The organism is Neptunitalea chrysea (assembly GCF_027924145.1).
GTDB lineage: Bacteria > Bacteroidota > Bacteroidia > Flavobacteriales > Flavobacteriaceae > Neptunitalea > Neptunitalea chrysea.
Genome location: NZ_BRVP01000016.1, coordinates 71,028 through 87,699, shown reverse-complemented (window position 1 = coordinate 87,699; position 16,672 = coordinate 71,028). Strand labels below are relative to the sequence as shown.

The 16,672-nt window shown below is 34.2% G+C and carries 15 protein-coding genes; 5 read left to right on the top strand and 10 right to left on the bottom strand.

The annotated features are described in order from the left end of the window. Positions 1-3 precede the first annotated feature (3 nt). Entirely contained in the window at positions 4-390 is a 387-nt protein-coding gene (gene gloA2, locus NBRC110019_RS12255) for an SMU1112c/YaeR family gloxylase I-like metalloprotein (RefSeq protein ID WP_281755264.1), read from the top strand. A gap of 314 nt (positions 391-704) precedes the next feature. Here gloA2 and NBRC110019_RS12250 read toward each other — a convergent pair whose 3' ends face one another. The 5 genes from NBRC110019_RS12250 to NBRC110019_RS12230 all read right to left on the bottom strand — a co-directional run bounded on the left by NBRC110019_RS12250 (position 705) and on the right by NBRC110019_RS12230 (position 8,059). Then, entirely contained in the window at positions 705-1,589 is an 885-nt protein-coding gene (locus NBRC110019_RS12250) for a bifunctional 5,10-methylenetetrahydrofolate dehydrogenase/5,10-methenyltetrahydrofolate cyclohydrolase (RefSeq protein ID WP_281755261.1), read from the bottom strand. Between the two features lie 64 nt (positions 1,590-1,653). Beyond that, the gene (ffh, locus tag NBRC110019_RS12245; RefSeq protein ID WP_281755259.1) at positions 1,654-2,985 is read right to left on the bottom strand and encodes a signal recognition particle protein; all 1,332 of its coding nucleotides are present in this window, start codon (positions 2,983-2,985) and stop codon (positions 1,654-1,656) included. Between the two features lie 236 nt (positions 2,986-3,221). After that, complete coding sequence (locus NBRC110019_RS12240; protein WP_281755257.1) at positions 3,222-4,493, bottom strand: T9SS type A sorting domain-containing protein; 1,272 nt, start codon at positions 4,491-4,493, stop codon at positions 3,222-3,224. Positions 4,494-4,525: 32 nt separating this feature from the next. Then, positions 4,526-5,926, bottom strand: a complete 1,401-nt coding sequence (locus NBRC110019_RS12235) for an HmuY family protein (RefSeq protein ID WP_281755255.1) — start codon at positions 5,924-5,926, stop codon at positions 4,526-4,528. 3 nt (positions 5,927-5,929) lie between these two features. Next, positions 5,930-8,059: a TonB-dependent receptor plug domain-containing protein gene (locus NBRC110019_RS12230; RefSeq protein ID WP_281755254.1), complete on the bottom strand. Its 2,130-nt coding sequence runs from the start codon at positions 8,057-8,059 to the stop codon at positions 5,930-5,932. 124 nt (positions 8,060-8,183) lie between these two features. Here NBRC110019_RS12230 and NBRC110019_RS12225 point away from each other — a divergent pair, with 124 nt between their 5' ends. Continuing rightward, entirely contained in the window at positions 8,184-9,083 is a 900-nt protein-coding gene (locus NBRC110019_RS12225; RefSeq protein ID WP_281755251.1) for a DUF6607 family protein, read from the top strand. A gap of 68 nt (positions 9,084-9,151) precedes the next feature. Here NBRC110019_RS12225 and NBRC110019_RS12220 read toward each other — a convergent pair whose 3' ends face one another. Together NBRC110019_RS12220 and argS are read right to left on the bottom strand one after the other, a co-directional pair. Beyond that, positions 9,152-9,718: a pentapeptide repeat-containing protein gene (locus tag NBRC110019_RS12220; RefSeq protein ID WP_281755250.1), complete on the bottom strand. Its 567-nt coding sequence runs from the start codon at positions 9,716-9,718 to the stop codon at positions 9,152-9,154. Between the two features lie 104 nt (positions 9,719-9,822). Beyond that, positions 9,823-11,601 carry an arginine--tRNA ligase gene (gene argS / locus NBRC110019_RS12215; protein WP_281755248.1) on the bottom strand — a complete coding sequence of 593 codons (1,779 nt, stop codon included), beginning with the start codon at positions 11,599-11,601 and terminating at the stop codon, positions 9,823-9,825. Between argS and NBRC110019_RS12210 the strand changes: the two genes are divergently transcribed. The 3 genes from NBRC110019_RS12210 to NBRC110019_RS12200 all read left to right on the top strand — a co-directional run bounded on the left by NBRC110019_RS12210 (position 11,600) and on the right by NBRC110019_RS12200 (position 14,287). Further along, complete coding sequence (locus NBRC110019_RS12210; protein ID WP_281755247.1) at positions 11,600-12,136, top strand: hypothetical protein; 537 nt, start codon at positions 11,600-11,602, stop codon at positions 12,134-12,136. The genes argS and NBRC110019_RS12210 overlap by 2 nt on opposite strands. A 66-nt stretch (positions 12,137-12,202) precedes the next feature. Beyond that, the gene (locus NBRC110019_RS12205) at positions 12,203-12,832 is read left to right on the top strand and encodes a MarC family protein (RefSeq protein ID WP_281755246.1); all 630 of its coding nucleotides are present in this window, start codon (positions 12,203-12,205) and stop codon (positions 12,830-12,832) included. 30 nt (positions 12,833-12,862) lie between these two features. Further along, on the top strand, positions 12,863-14,287 hold the full coding sequence (locus tag NBRC110019_RS12200; RefSeq protein ID WP_281755244.1) for an SDR family oxidoreductase: 1,425 nt from the start codon (positions 12,863-12,865) through the stop codon (positions 14,285-14,287). Here the strand turns inward: NBRC110019_RS12200 and NBRC110019_RS12195 are convergent. The 3 genes from NBRC110019_RS12195 to NBRC110019_RS12185 form a co-directional block, all read right to left on the bottom strand. After that, positions 14,280-14,687 carry an RrF2 family transcriptional regulator gene (locus NBRC110019_RS12195; RefSeq protein WP_281755242.1) on the bottom strand — a complete coding sequence of 136 codons (408 nt, stop codon included), beginning with the start codon at positions 14,685-14,687 and terminating at the stop codon, positions 14,280-14,282. The genes NBRC110019_RS12200 and NBRC110019_RS12195 overlap by 8 nt on opposite strands. Positions 14,688-14,750: 63 nt before the next feature. After that, positions 14,751-15,686: a citrulline utilization hydrolase CtlX gene (gene ctlX / locus NBRC110019_RS12190; protein WP_281755240.1), complete on the bottom strand. Its 936-nt coding sequence runs from the start codon at positions 15,684-15,686 to the stop codon at positions 14,751-14,753. A gap of 1 nt (position 15,687) precedes the next feature. Further along, complete coding sequence (locus NBRC110019_RS12185; protein WP_281755238.1) at positions 15,688-16,602, bottom strand: dimethylarginine dimethylaminohydrolase family protein; 915 nt, start codon at positions 16,600-16,602, stop codon at positions 15,688-15,690. Between the last annotated feature and the right edge of the window lie 70 nt (positions 16,603-16,672).

The following is a 16,672-nucleotide window of genomic DNA, read 5'->3' as shown; positions in this document are numbered from 1 at the left end:
GTTATGAATATAACTAGTATACATCATATTGCCATTATTTGTAGTGACTATACAACATCTAAGGATTTTTACACAAATATTCTAGGTCTTAAAATCATACAAGAAGTATATAGAACAGAACGAGATTCTTATAAACTAGATCTTTCTTTAAACGGTGTCTATGTTATTGAATTATTCTCTTTTCCAAACCCACCTAAAAGAGCTTCTCGTCCAGAAGCACAAGGCCTAAGACACCTTGCTTTTGAAGTAGAGGACATAGAAGAAACACATGGCTACTTACAAGACAAAAAAATCTTTACAGAAGCCATTCGCATTGATGAATTTACAGGAAAAAATTTCTTTTTTATTGAAGATCCTGATAAATTACCTATTGAATTTTATGAAAAATAACTTCTAAAAAACAACACGTTACTAGTTCAACCAAGCCTAATTTTAACATTTAAGCTAGCACGTAAAAGAGATGCTTATATTTTGTTTAGCTCTTAAAAAGGCTTCTACTTCACTCTTATTTTAGATAACAAAATCTTACTGCTTTAAGAATACTATTAGCAGAATTAATTCAAGGTATTATTATAGGAGTATATTTATCTGATTTTATGGAAATGGAGGTAGCCTCGGCACTTCCCATGAAACACCTTAAAAGTTAAAAGCTCATGACAAAAAAAACCGCCATAAGGCGGTTTCTATATAAATAACAATCTACTTTATTTCTTTGCATTATGACGCTCTCTTGCTAATAATGTATTTTTCAATAACATTGCAATTGTCATAGGGCCTACCCCTCCAGGAACCGGTGTAATAAAACTAGCTTTTGGTGACACCTCAGCAAAGTCTACATCTCCTGTAATACGATATCCCTTAGCTACTGTTTCATCAGGTACTCGGGTTATTCCAACATCAATAATCACCACCCCGTCTTTTACCATATCTGCTTTTAAGAAATCAGGACTTCCTAAAGCTGTAATAACTATATCAGCATCTTTTGTAAAAGTAGCTAAATCCTTGGTTCTACTATGCGTTAAGGTTACGGTAGCATCTCCCGGATATCCTTTTCTACTCATTAAAATACTCATTGGTCTACCTACAATATGAGAACGCCCGATAACAACAGTGTTTTTACCACTTGTTTCTACATTATATCTCTTTAACAACTCTAAAATACCAAAAGGAGTAGCCGGAATAAATGTTTGTAATTCCAATGCCATTTTACCAAAGTTGGTTGGGTGAAAACCATCTACATCTTTATCAGGGTCAATAGCCATTAATACCTTTTGCTCATCAATATGTTTAGGCAACGGCAACTGAACTATAAATCCGTCGATAGCAACATCATCATTTAATTCCTTAATTTTTAACAACAGCTCTTCTTCAGTGGTTGTATCAGGCAATTTAACAAGTGTAGACTCAAAACCAATTCTTTCACACGATCTTACTTTACTACCTACATAGGTTAAACTCGCACCATCATTACCTACCAATACCGCCGCTAAATGCGGAACCTTTTCCCCTCTTTCTTTCATAGCACTTACTTCAAGTGCTATTTCATCCTTTATTTGCTCAGAAATCTTTTTTCCGTCTAATATCTCCATACTTCGTTGTGTTGTTGCTTAGTTAATAAAAGAACGCCTGAAAATTACAGGCGTTAATATGATATTATCTTTTCATTTTTCCCATCATCTGCATCATCTGGCGGCCTCCGCCTCCTTGCATCATCTTCATCATTTTGCTCATCTGATCAAATTGCTTAAGTAACTGGTTTACCTCTTGAACAGTACGTCCGCTACCTTTAGCTATTCTCTTCTTTCTGCTTGCATTTAAGACGGTTGGTGTGGTACGCTCATCAGGTGTCATAGAATGTATAATAGCTTCTACATGTTTAAAAGCATCATCATCAATATCAATTCCTTTAAGAGCTTTCCCTGCACCAGGTATCATTTCAAGTAAATCTTTCATGCTACCCATCTTCTTAATCTGCTGAATTTGCGATAAGAAATCATCAAAACCAAACTGGTTTTTAGCAATTTTCTTCTGAAGTTTTCTAGCTTCTTCTTCGTCATATTGTTCCTGAGCACGTTCTACTAACGACACAACGTCTCCCATACCCAATATACGATCGGCCATACGAGCAGGATAGAATACATCAATAGCATCCATCTTTTCACCCGTACCAATAAACTTAATTGGTTTATCTACTACCGACTTAATAGAAATTGCTGCACCACCACGTGTATCCCCATCTAACTTGGTTAAAATAACCCCGTCAAAATTTAATACATCGTTAAAAGCTTTAGCTGTATTCACAGCATCTTGCCCTGTCATTGCATCAACCACAAATAATGTTTCCTCTGGAGTAATTGCCTTATGAATTTCAGCAATTTCTTTCATCATTTGTTCGTCTACTGCTAAACGACCTGCGGTATCTATAATAACTACATTATTTCCGTTTTGCTTTGCATGTGCAATACCAGCCTTTGCAATAGCAACCGGATCAGTATTTCCTTTATCAGAATATACTTCTACTCCAACTTGTTCTCCTACCACATGTAACTGATCTACCGCCGCTGGACGGTATACATCACAGGCTACTAATAATGGTTTTTTGGTTTTTTTATTTTTAAGAAAACTAGCTAATTTTCCTGAAAAGGTAGTCTTACCAGACCCTTGTAAACCAGACATTAAAATTACAGAAGGATTTCCTGAAAGGTTTATACCTTCCGCATCACCTCCCATTAATTGGGTAAGTTGGTCTTTAACAATCTTAACCATTAACTGCCCTGGCTGTAAGGTAGTCAATACGTTTTCTCCAAGCGCTTTTTCCTTTACACGATTGGTAAACTCCTTGGCTATCTTAAAGTTAACATCGGCATCTAAGAGCGCTCTACGAACTTCTTTTATCGTTTCAGCAACATTAATTTCGGTAATTTGCCCATGTCCTTTTAATACATGTAGGGCTTTATCTAACTTTTCACTTAAATTATCAAACATAAAACTGCTCTTTTTAGAGAATGGCAAAGTTAATAATTTGGTTCTTAAGTAAGAAACGCTAATTCCAGATTTTAATAGATATTGGAGATTAAATACGTTTATACCTTTATAAAACTAATCTTTTAAAAGAAAAAGAGGCTGTCCTAAATACTTTTAAGACGGCCTCTTTACTAATTGATAAACAATAATAATTAGAAACGAACCAATTCTAAACACTATAAACGCTGTTTACCTCTTTATTTTAATACAACTTTTTTAGTTATAGACGTATCTCCGGTTTGAAATTTAAGTAAGTACATCCCATTAGTTAAAGAAGACAAATCCAGGTCTGTATTATAAAAACCTGCAGTATCATTAATTGTTTTCTCAAAAACAACCGCTCCATTAACTGAATAAATAGTTACTTTATTTTCAGTATTCACCCCTGTTGGTATATCATATACAAGACTTACCTGCTTGTTGATTGTTGGATTAGGGTAAATTCCAAAAGAAATATCATTATCAAAAGTTTCGGTATCTAACGCATTGGTAACATCGCTATAATTGAATGTTATAACTCCTGTTAAACTTCCTTCATAAGTTGCAAATACCAACCTGTAAATAGTTCCATCTGCATATTTCACATAGTAAGCCATTCCTGTTGCTACTACATAAGTACTCCCAGTGTAATTTTTCCAGTCATACCCAATAGTATTAATATCGGCATTATATGTTAAGTTCGAAGTATCTGTAGAAGTTGTCTCATCATTTTTGGCAACTTCAATATCTGGGTGATGTAAAACACCAATTACAGGGTACATCATAGAACCATCTCCCATAATATCTGTATTGTATTTTGTAAACAACAAATCCCAATCGGTACTTGCTGGTTCAACAGTTACCTCAGAAGAAGTTTCTAAATTATAATAATTAAATAAATTAGATGTATTAGTAGTATTACTAATAGTATGTGTAGTATCTGCACTCCAGTTGGTTCCATCCCATGTAGCAAATTTAAAGGTATAACCACCATAATAATCTTCAATCATAAATTTACGGTAGGTTCCATCTGCATACTCTAAAACAAAAATTACTTTACCAGTTATATGGTGAGTAGTAAAGTTATATTCACCCCAACCATATCCGAACGTATATCCATTTGCTGGACTATACGAACCGTTATCAAAAGCACCGGTTGTCCATTCTGTTTCACTATTATACAACTGTGTCCAGTTATCAATATTAGCTACATCAATAGTTGACCAATCACTCGGAGCTATAGAAGCTTCAAAAACACTTATTGCTTTATGATCATTTATTCTCACCGCAGCATCATAATTATTTTCTCTATAAAAAGCTATATCCCAAGTAGAAGCATCTAAAGAAGCTTCGGTAGAAGTAGATAATTTATAGTACGATTCATTCACATATGCTGCCCCTAAAGTTACAGAGCCAGACACCTGAGTTTGCGCTTGTAAAGTAGAACAAAGCACCCCCAATACAATTAATAATGGTAGTATTCTCTTCATAATTTCAATTTATTTTGGTTTTATATTTACTGTTAATTAATTAATTTATATTCAAATTTTGGATATCCGCGTTCCCCACTTTCACTAAGTAATTCTAGCATTTTTATTTTGTAATAATTACCATCTACATCTTTTAACACATAATATTTATCGGTGTATACACTTCCCGAAAATACATCTCTCCAATCGGCTCCTATTACACGCTGATCATTTTCAAATAAGCTTTCATCTATAGCTGCAACATCAAAATCAGCGTACGTTACATCTGTAGTTTCAACCTCATACACCTTAACTCCTGCTTTTATATTGTTGATTACAAAATCGGAGTACCCGTAAGAACCAGCACCATCAATAACATTGGTAAATACGGTAAAACTTAAATCCCATAAGGCTTTTTCAGGCTCAACAGTAACTTCCATTTCATTTTCCAGACTAAAGAAGATAAAGTTGTACGCTGAATCTTTAGCGATTGTCACCTCTTGATGGGTAGTAGCATCTATATCTGCATATTGTAATATGTACCCTTCTCCACTTCTTAGCACACGTATTTTTTTCCATCCTCTATGATCCCCTGCTATAGCAACACTTCCCGTAAGCGCTTCATCAGTTCCTATGTAATACCCCATATTTACCAGATATACTTTATTCTCTGAGTCTACATCTGATATTTCATCTATAGCCGTTCCTGTAATAAGTCCATCAGGACTATCTATATAGGCTTCATTAGTTGGATCGAAAGTACCAACTGCCACCTGACTTTGAAGTGTAGCAACGTCATCTGCTGTAACAGCATCAATATCTGTTGCATCAATAGCACCTGCCGCCATATAAATAGATCCGTTGATACCTACTCTAAAGTCACTTCCCCCATAGAAACCTAAGTCCCATGAATCTCTTTGAGCAGTAGTTACCACTTCGGTACTTAAATCAATAAACACCTGATCACCTTCATTAGGGCCGCCAACCTCAGCAATTGTTGTTGCTCCAAGGGAAGTTTCAAAAGAAACAACTGCGCTTGTATATCCCTGAATATTATGATACCCGGTATACGATATATCTATAATCTCAAAAGTCACCGATTTATCATTATCAGTTACTTCATAAGGATAGATTAAACTTCCAAAATTGAATGATATAGATTCATCTCCTTTTGAGAAACTAATAGTTAGCTGACTATTTTCTGCTGATGGAGTAGTCGTAAAATCTGTTCCGTAAGTTGTATTCTCAGTGATTACTTGTATAGTAACCTGACCATCATAAGATGCAGCCTCAGAAAAAACAATAGTTACATCCTCACTACTTGTTATAGCCGAAAAATTGACCGATAACTTCTCAAAAGCAGCTACAAATGGTTGTGCCGGTATATCATCATTCTCTTTACAGCTTATGAATGCTAGTATGAAAAATATATATGTAATGTATCTTTTCTTCATTTATTAAAAATTGAATTTGTATAAGAGTTTTATAAAGTATGATCTACCGTAACCTAATAATTGCGAAGAAGCCGGATCTGAATGCGCTGCTCCCTCTACAGCTGTAGTTCTCACAGAAGTTATATCGAGTAGGTTTCGGGCTCCTAGAGTTGCCTCTAGTTTATTATCATAAAATGATTTCTTTACAGTTGCATCTACCCAAGTAAATTCAGACTGTTTCCCCTTAATCACAATAGTTTCCCCTGCATCATTCGTATTTTGTACATATTGATATTGCGGTCCGGTATATTTTAAATATGCAGAAAAGGTTGTGTTCCATTTAGGAACCGTATAAGAAGCATTGGTATTCAATTGAAGCCCATACAAATAATCATCGTTATAATCTTCTTCAGAAGCAATCACTTTAGAAATTCCTGAAAAAGTAGCTCCGGCATTGATTCTAAAATTATGCAACATAGCCCCTTCAGTAAGGGTTAACCCCCAAGCATTATAGGTATCTATATTACTGTATTGGTACTGTAAGGGAGAACTATTAATAATAATTAACTCAATACGATCTTTTACATTCATAAACCACCCTGAAAGCTTCGAGCTTAAATACCACTCTTTTACTTTATACTTTTTCTTTAAGTGAAGAAAAGCTGAAACACCTTGCTCAGGATTAAGATTTGCATTTCCTCTTACATCATGGTTTACATCAACAAAATAGGTATACAATTCTTCATAGCTAGGTAAACGAGGAGAAGTTCCTAAGATTCCTCTCAACTCCAACCCATTTTTAAAAATGTATTTGGTACTTAAAGATAGTGCTGCTTGTGTATTAAAATTTGAAGAAAACAATACACGAGCCCCAGGACGAACAGAAAATTGATCAGACACAACCCATTCCGACGAAGCAAATACATCGTATGAATCTAATGTTCTTGAAATGTTTTCTGAAGAATACAACCCAGATATAGCAGAAGCAAAACCTTTTATACTAGTAATTTCATATCCTAATTGAATATCCGATTGTTTTGTAGGTAATAAATTGCTTAGATTCCCCTTAGAATACCAAGCCTTTCTAGATTCGTATTCATAAGATTCTATATCAAATTGCTCACCAGTTCGAATTCTATAATTATAGTTTTCTACATTTCGTTTTTGTTGCTGATATGAAAGTGACACATCATAATGTGCAGTACCCCATAGTTGACCACTCGCATTTAAATGGTTTAAAATTCTTTGGGATGTAAAAATTTCATCAGTGGCTACCGGCTGGTTAGTTTCTGTAGCAGGATTATAATTTTCTCTTACCTCTTCGGCATACTTATTTGTAGTTTCATCAAAATACTCAAACTTGTAAAATAGTTTAAACTTATCAGTTGTATAATTCCACAATGATTTTACGGTATATTGCTCTTTTGGCAACCACTCATACCCTCTTAATTCATCATTATACAAGTAACTCTTTCCTTTTTTGCTTCCCCAGTAGCCATTAAAATTGTTACGAGTAACAATACCATTGACATATAATTTATCAGAAAAGTTATGTCCTATTTTAATAGACTGAATATGGCGCCCTTCATCTACCCAGTCATATTCATCTCCAATAGTTTCCTCTTGTATGTAAGGCACTACTTCCCATTTAGATTTGGCAGATTTTTTAGTAATAATATTTATGATACCCGAAACTGCATTAGCTCCGTATTGTACTCCCATAGCTCCTTCAACAATCTCTACGCGTTCTATATCATCCAAATTAATTTGTGTGAGATCTGTATTATTACCCATCCCTTCATCATTAATAAGTGGAATATTATCTACTAATATCTTAAAGTATTGCGCATCTAACCCAAAGAGCTGAACCCCAGATTTACCCGTTGAAGCATTAGGTATAATAGTTATGTTAAGTGTTTGGTTTAATATATCGGCAAGATTATTACCTCCTCTTAAGGCAATCTCTTTTTGGGTAATTACTTTAACTTCAAAAACCGACTTGTTTACAGATTGCGGGTTATACTGTCCGCTAACCACTACCTCTTCCAAATCTTTTACATTTTCTGGTATGCTATCATTCGTTTGTGCTTGCAATACATTTAATACCCCACACAGCATGAATATTAGATAAACCTTAGAAATACATTTGCTCATTAATGTTATTTTTATTTAGATCCATTTTCAATAACCGTGCAAATATATTTATTATTTTTATTGAATCTAAATAAAATTATTATTTTTGTCACAGAAATCTAAAATATAAATTAATTTCATTACTATGAACCGAAAATTATCCAACATCTTTTTCGCACTGATTATCAGTACACTTGGAGCATACGCTCAAGAAAAGAAAGCAGAAGACATAAAATCTATTAAGAGTATGTGCGGATGCTATGAAGTACAATTTAATTTTGCAGAAACCTTTAGCTATTCTAAAGATTCACTTTACTTACCTTCTAAAACTAAACACGACCGTGGTTTAGAATGGGTACAACTAGTAGAAGACTCTAATGACAAAATTTCTATGCAGCACCTTTTAATTGTTGGTGACAATATGATTATTAAGCACTGGAGACAAGATTGGTTATTTGAGAACACTAAGTTTTACCAATTTGACAAAGAAACTACATGGAAGTTTGAGGAACTTTCTAAAAAAGATGTTACCGGACAATGGACTCAAAAAGTTTATCAGGTAGATGATAGCCCAAGATATGAAGGTACTGCTACTTGGGTACATGTAGACGGAAAACACTATTGGGCAAATACAACCGATGCTCCTCTACCAAGAAGAGAATACACAAAACGCCATGATTATAACGTTCTTAACAGAAGAAACATTCATGCTATCACCGATTTTGGATGGACTCATGAGCAAGATAACAAGAAACTAATTAGAGAAACTAACAAGCCTGATTTTCTGTTAGCTGAGGAAAAAGGATTTGACGTATATACTAAAGTAGACGATTCTAAATGTAAAGCTGCTCAGGAATGGTGGGCTAAAAACAAAGACTTATGGGCTAACGTTCGCGTTAAATGGGCCAAAGTATTTGATAAAAACCAAGACCTTACGCTACAAAAAATAGTTGAAGGTAAGCCTCTATATAAGCATTTATTTAGTTTACCTGCAGATGCTTCTAAAAAAGAAACCGATAAAATTATTGACAGTTTTGTAGAATAATCACTTTACTTATTCTATTTTTTATTGTTTAAATAACAGAAAACCATCGTTTTAAAACGGTGGTTTTTTTATGATTCTAATTTTAACTTCAAATAACTTACCAACCCTTCTAGATTGTTTTTAGAAAACTTAGCTCCTTTTAATTTATTCAGCTCAGGGTTTATTGCAAAATTTGTTGCCGTTCTAAAATCGGCCCCCTCTAAATTACATTGTTCAAAAATAGTTCCGGTTAAATCTGTAGTATCAAATTGGGCACTGCTTAGGTTTGCTTCACTAAAATCGCTCATCGTAAGTTTACAACCTGTAAAGAATCCTTTTTTTAAATTCAATTTATAAAAACTGCAATGCGATAATATACAATGGGAAAAAGACATCTCAAGATTAAACAAATCGCATTTATCAAATGGTAACCCCAATAGCTTACAATCGGCAAAGTTCACTTGTTTAAAAGCAGTATCAGTCAAACTTATATTACTGAGGTTACACCCTTCAAATTCACACTCCAAAAATTTGAATCCAGCTAAGCTGGTTTCACTAAAGTCACAATTTATAAAGGTGCAATATTCATATTCCGCTTTTTCAAAAGGTTGTTGACTCGCCTTAATACTTTTATATGTTTTATCTTCTATATACATCCGCTTGGTTTAATTCCTAAAACAAATCTACACAGAGAAAATAAAAAAGGGAAATAGACTTTCTCTATCTCCCTCAATATATTTTATTTATAGTTATCTATAACTTACATTCTATCAGGCACCTGAATACCTAATAAAGCAAAACCATTTTTAATAGTTACCCCTACTAATTTAGATAACTGCACTCTAAAGATCTTTAAGTGTTCATTTTCTTCTCCAAGTATCGATACATTTTGGTAGAACGAGTTAAACTCTTTCACCAAATCATACGTATAGTTAGCAATTAATGCCGGACTATAATTATCTGCCGCGTTTTGAACTACTTCAGGGAACAATTGTAATTGCTTTAATAATTCTTTCTCTTTCTCGTGCAATTCAATCCCTTCTACAGTCGTATTTAACTCAAAATCAGCTTTTCTAAGTATCGATTGAATTCTAGCATGTGTATACTGAATAAAAGGTCCTGTATTCCCTTGAAAATCTATAGACTCTTTAGGGTCAAACAAAATTCGTTTTTTCGGGTCTACTTTTAATATGTAATATTTAAGTGCTCCTAAACCAATAGTTTTATACAACTCTTTCTTTTCTTCTTCTGTAAAACCATCAAGTTTACCAAGCTCTCTAGAAATTTCCTCAGCTGTACCAGCCATTTCAGTTACTAAATCATCTGCATCTACTACAGTACCCTCTCTACTCTTCATTTTTCCACTAGGTAAATCAACCATACCATAGCTTAGGTGATATAATTTTTCCGCCCAATCAAACCCCAGTTTTTTAAGTATTAAAAACAATACCTTGAAGTGGTAATCTTGCTCGTTACCCACTGTATATACCATACCTCCAACATCCGGATGATCTTTTACTCGTTGTATAGCAGTACCAATATCTTGAGTCATGTACACTGCAGTTCCATCTGCTCTAAGTACAATCTTTTCGTCTAATCCTTCCTCTGTAAGATCGCACCAAACAGAACCATCTTCTTTTTTATAGAACACCCCTTTTTCTAATCCTTCTGCTACAAACTCTTTCCCTAACAAATACGTATTACTTTCATAGTAATAAGAATCAAAATCAACCCCAAGGTTGTTATAGGTTACAGTAAAACCATCATATACCCATTGATTCATGGTTTTCCATAAAGAAACTACTTCTTCGTCTCCAGCCTCCCACTTTCTAAGCATGTCCTGAGCTTCTAAAAGTAAGGGAGCTTGCTTTTCAGCTTCCTCTTTAGTCTTTCCTTCATCAACTAAGGCAGCTATTTCTTTTTTGTATTCAACATCAAACTTAACATAGTAATTACCTACTAGCTTATCCCCTTTTAATCCGGTAGATTCTGGCGTCTCTCCTTCTCCAAACTTTTGCCAAGCCAACATACTTTTACAAATATGTATCCCTCTATCATTAATAATTTGGGTTTTATACACCTTATTACCCGCTGCCTTAATAATTTCAGCAACAGAATATCCTAATAAGTTATTTCTAATATGCCCTAAGTGCAATGGCTTATTTGTGTTTGGCGAAGAATACTCTACCATAACAGCCTTTGCATCGTCTGCTGCCGTCAACAATCCATAAGCAACATTGTCTTTTGCTGCATTAAAGAAATTAAGATAAAAAGAAGTATCAATGGTTAAGTTTAAAAAACCTTTAACTACATTAAAATCACTCACCTCAGCAACTTGCTCTTTAAGGTAGGTACCTATTTGCTCTCCTATCACTTGCGGATTTCCTTTTACAAAGCGTAACATAGGAAATACTACTACTGTTATATCTCCTGCAAATTCTTTTCGTGTAGCCTGAAATTCTACTGACTCCAATTCTACATCAAAAACAACCTTTACGGCTTCCTGTACCTTTTTAGTTAACAAATCCTGAATATTCATGAGTATTTACGTTTTTCGAGCTGCAAAGATAAGGTTTACTTATAAAAATCTAAATGGTTCGTTAATAGAATATATAGAAACCTTTTTATGTTGTATCTTTAAGAGAAAAGATGCTTGCAAACGTTTCTATAAAACGACTTCTCTAACTCAAACCATTAATAGTTTAGTTGGCAAGCCTTTAACTATTAGACAACGTAACCTGATAGGAGGTGCACTGTCTCCTAAGTTATTAATCACTAAATGTAGTAGTAACCTGCACAACCTTTTAATTCTAGATGCTAACTCCATTAAAACCTGCTGGATTGAATTACGCCCTAAAGGGATCATAGCACATTTTGTAAATCTACTAAACAAGTATATGTTTATAGCTCCTTACTATAACCTAGATATTAAAAAACAAACGGCAGGAGAATATACCCTAGCGTTAAAACACAACTATATCAATGTTTTAGTTTCAGGGAAATCACAAGACTTTATGGAAAAGCTCATCCAACAAAAATTAATACAACCCACTAAAAAACCGGAAGACTTTTAAACAACTATTTCTTAACTATCCGATAAAGCTACATCTGTGTTTTCTGTTCATTTTTGCGCAAAAAAAATGGAACTATTCATTTATACATTTGCAGCACTATTTTCGGTAATCAATCCCTTAGGTACAGTTCCTGTTTTTGTGGGTTTAACTCAGGAAGACAGTCCTAAAGAACAATCTAGAATCTCTTCATGGACGGCTATTAACACCCTTATTATTTTAGTACTCGCTTTCTTCTCTGGAAAGTATATTTTAGGATTCTTCGGAATTACTATAGACTCTCTGCGTATTGCAGGCGGACTTATTATTGTAACCTCCGGCTTTGCTTTACTAACAGGTACCTTCTCTAAACACAAGGGAATGGAGAAACCAAGAGTTAAAGAAGACATTAAAGACCGAAATGATATTGCCCTTACTCCACTAGCTATACCCATGCTGGCTGGCCCAGGTTCTATTTCGTTATTAATTACCCTTAACCAAACGTATACAGAAATAATAGATAAGGGAATTACTGTTCTTGCGATTATAAGTGTTTGTACAGCCGTTTACATTATGCTAAAATTTGCACACCCTATTGTAAAGTTCTTAGGTGCTTCGGGGATTAATGCAATCTCAAGAATTATTGGTTTTATAGTTATAGCTATTGGGATAGAATATATAAGCAGCTCTGTACTAGCCTTATTATCCAGTATTAAATAATTTATTGGTATCTTAGAAAAAAAAGATACTATGAACATATTGCTTACCGGTGCCAATGGTTATATAGGCATGCGACTACTTCCTTATTTACTTGAAGCTGGGCATACAGTTATTTGCGCGGTAAGAGATGCCAATAGGTTTGCTCTTGATGACAATACAAAAAAACAGGTGACCATTATTGAGGTTGATTTTTTATCTCCTGAAACCTCTAATCCTATACCCAAGGATATAGATTACGCCTACTATCTTATACATTCCATGACTTCATCAACTACAGATTTTGATGAAAAAGAAGCTCAAGCTGCCCATAACTTTATTGCAATGGTAGCCAAAACAAATGTTCAGCAAGTAATTTATCTAAGTGGAATTGTAAATGAAAAAAAACTTTCTAAACATCTTTCTTCAAGAAAAAACGTAGAAGATATTTTGAGTAAAGCAGATTTCAATCTTACCGTCTTAAGAGCGGGTATCATAGTAGGTTCTGGTAGTTCTTCTTTTGAAATAATAAGAGATTTATGTGAAAAGCTTCCTATAATGATTACCCCAAAATGGGTGCTTACCAAAACACATCCCATTGCAATACGAGACATTCTTTTCTATCTAACCAATGTATTAGGAACATCTTTTTGTTTTAATAAATCATTTGATGTGGGAGGTAAAGATATACTCACCTATAAAGAAATGATTAAACAATACGGTAAAGTACGCGGGATAAACATTTATATAATTACCGTTCCGGTTATGACACCTAAACTATCTAGTTATTGGTTATACTTTGTAACAGCTACCTCTTATAAACTAGCAGTAAATTTGGTAGACAGCATGAAAATGGAAGTAATAGCAAAAGACAATGAGCTAGAGAAGTTCTTTAAACATACGCCAATAGGATATGAAGATGCTATTAAAGCTGCATTTACCAAAATAGAACAAAACGAAGTTATTAGTAGCTGGAAAGATTCTATGTCAAGCGGTCGCGTTAAGAAACAACTAGGCAAATACATTCAAGTCCCTAAGAACGGAGTAATCACAGATAAAAAACAAATACCTATAGAAGATCCTGAAAAAGTTTTAAAAAACATATGGAAAATTGGTGGTGATAACGGTTGGTATTACGGTAACCAATTATGGCACCTAAGAGGTTTTCTAGATAAACTAGTGGGTGGTGTTGGTTTACGACGTGGTAGAACACACCCTGATAAAATAACCCCTGGTGATGCTCTTGACTTTTGGCGTGTTCTACATGCAGATAGTAAAGAAAAAAGATTGCTTCTTTTTGCAGAAATGAAATTACCCGGAGAAGCTTGGTTAGAGTTTAAGATAGATAAAAACAATGTATTGCACCAAACAGCTACCTTTAGACCTAAAGGTATATGGGGCAGACTATACTGGTACAGTCTGCTACCCTTTCATTTTTTTATATTTGACGGTATGATTAAGAATCTAGCAACTAGATAAGGTCGGCAAGCGTTTTGTTTTCCAATACAGCTAAGGTACTATCTCTAACCTCAATCATTACCTTATTTAGCATGCAGGTTTCTTCACTTTTACAATCATCACACTTTTCGTAATAATTAAGACTTACACAAGGTAGTAATGCTATAGGTCCTTCTAGAATACGATACATAGATGCCAATCGTATATCAGCTGGCTCCTTGAGTAGATAATAACCGCCTCCTTTTCCCATTTTAGAACCCAAAAAACCATTGTTCTTAAGTTGAAGTAAAATAGACTCTAAAAACTTTTTAGATATATTTTCATCTGTCGCTATTTGGGAAATAAGCACCGGTGTACCTTTACCTTTTTTTGCCAAATAGGACAGCGCTTTTAATCCGTATTTTGTCTTTTTACTAAGCATTATATAAAGATACTTTAAAATTTACTCGATTAGAAAAATTGTATTGCATAGGTGACTAAATAGCTATACTTCTTTTGGTAAAAACACCTCAGCCAACATACATCTAGCACTTCCACCTCCACAGGTTTCAATAGTTTCTAAATTCGTATGAAGAATTTTGCTATGTTTTTCTATAGTTGTTATTTGTTCTTGATTTAAACTCTTATAAGCCGTTGTACTCATTACCAAAAAAGGACGGTTATCGCTTCCCATAACCTGCAACATATTCCCTGCAAATTGGTGCATTTGAGCTTCCGTAATAGCTATAATTTCCTTACCAGATTCCTTTAAATGCTTAACCACCTCTTTCTTTTCCTTCTTATCATCAATAGCGTCCAGACAAATTACCGCAAAGGTTTCTGCTATAGCCATCATTACATTGGTATGGTAAATAGGCTTTCTTATATTTTCTACTGTTTGGTAGGCCGAAAATACCACCGGGAAATATTCAAAATCTTCACAGAACTCAATAAACAACTCTTCATCTGCTCTATCCGATAAAGCACAATATGCTTTGTGATTAACCCTATCTAACACAATGCTTCCTGTACCTTCTAAAAATAGCTTCTCATCCTCTGCCTCGGTATAGTCTACAATATCATTTATTGCAAATCCATTCGATTCAACAATAGATAACACATCTTCTCTACGTTCTAACCTTCTATTTTCTGCAAACATTGGATATACACCCACTTCTCCGTTCTCATGAAAAGATATCCAGTTATTAGGAAATACAGCATCTGGAGTATCAGGTGCAGTCGTATCTTGTACTACAATTACGTTTACCCCAATCATTTTAAGCTTCTGAACAAATTCATCAAACTCATCAAACGCTCTATTAGCTATTTCTTCGGCTGAATCCTGAGTGGTTTCTTGAAAATAATTATTTATAGCCGTTTGCTCGTTCATCCTAAAATTTGCAGGACGAATCATTAATACCGTATTTGTTATTTGTGACATTTTATTCTCTTATTAAAGGCATCGTAGAACATCTTAATAAACCTTCTTGCTTAGAAATTTCAGCATACGGAATTTCTTCCACAGTCATTCCATGCTCTCTTAACCAGTTGTTCAATCTTGTGAAATTACGCTCTGTTATTACCACATCAGGAGCAATGGAAAATACATTACTATACATATGGTACATTTCTTCTCTATCTATATGAAACAGATTTTCTTTTCCAAAGAGCTCTACTAAATACATATAATCTTGCTCCTCTCTAAATCCATTTTTAAAAATAATACCTTTATTGCTACCAATAGGCTGAAAACAACAATCTAAATGCAATGCATTGTCTCTAGGCTCCAATTTAGATTTTACTAAATCGAACTCCTTTACTGTTTTATTAGGAAACAATTCCTTTATAAAATCTACGCCATACATATTGGTACGTGCAGTGATATAATTTTTATAATCGCTCCCCTTATAGGTTCCAACAAAAATATGATCATCCCAAAGCATTACATCACCACCTTCTATATGTACTTTTTCAGGCGGAGTTATCACTTTAGAGGTGTCTATCTGATCTATTATATATTGTATAGCCTCTACTTCTTGCTCTCTATCTGGTAATATATTAGCCTTTATAAACAAATCATCTATTACAAAAGCTATATCTCTAGCAAATATCTGATTGTAATCCTTTATAAGATGCGGTCTATAGACATCTACACCATATTTTTCAAAAACACCGTTTAAAGCTTTCATCTCTTTTACCATATCTGACTCTACAGGATACGTACCAGCCAAGATGTGTTCTTTAGACTTGGGGTCATAAGCTTCCTCTAACTTGGGTGTTGGACCATTACTGTTGGCAATACCTAACACCACAGCTTTTAATCTGGAAGTTTCATTTTTTACATTTAACTCTAACATAATTTTGTTTTGCAGTTGGGCAAATATAAAAAAAGCCTTGCTAAGTTAGCAAGGCTTTTATATATCGTTA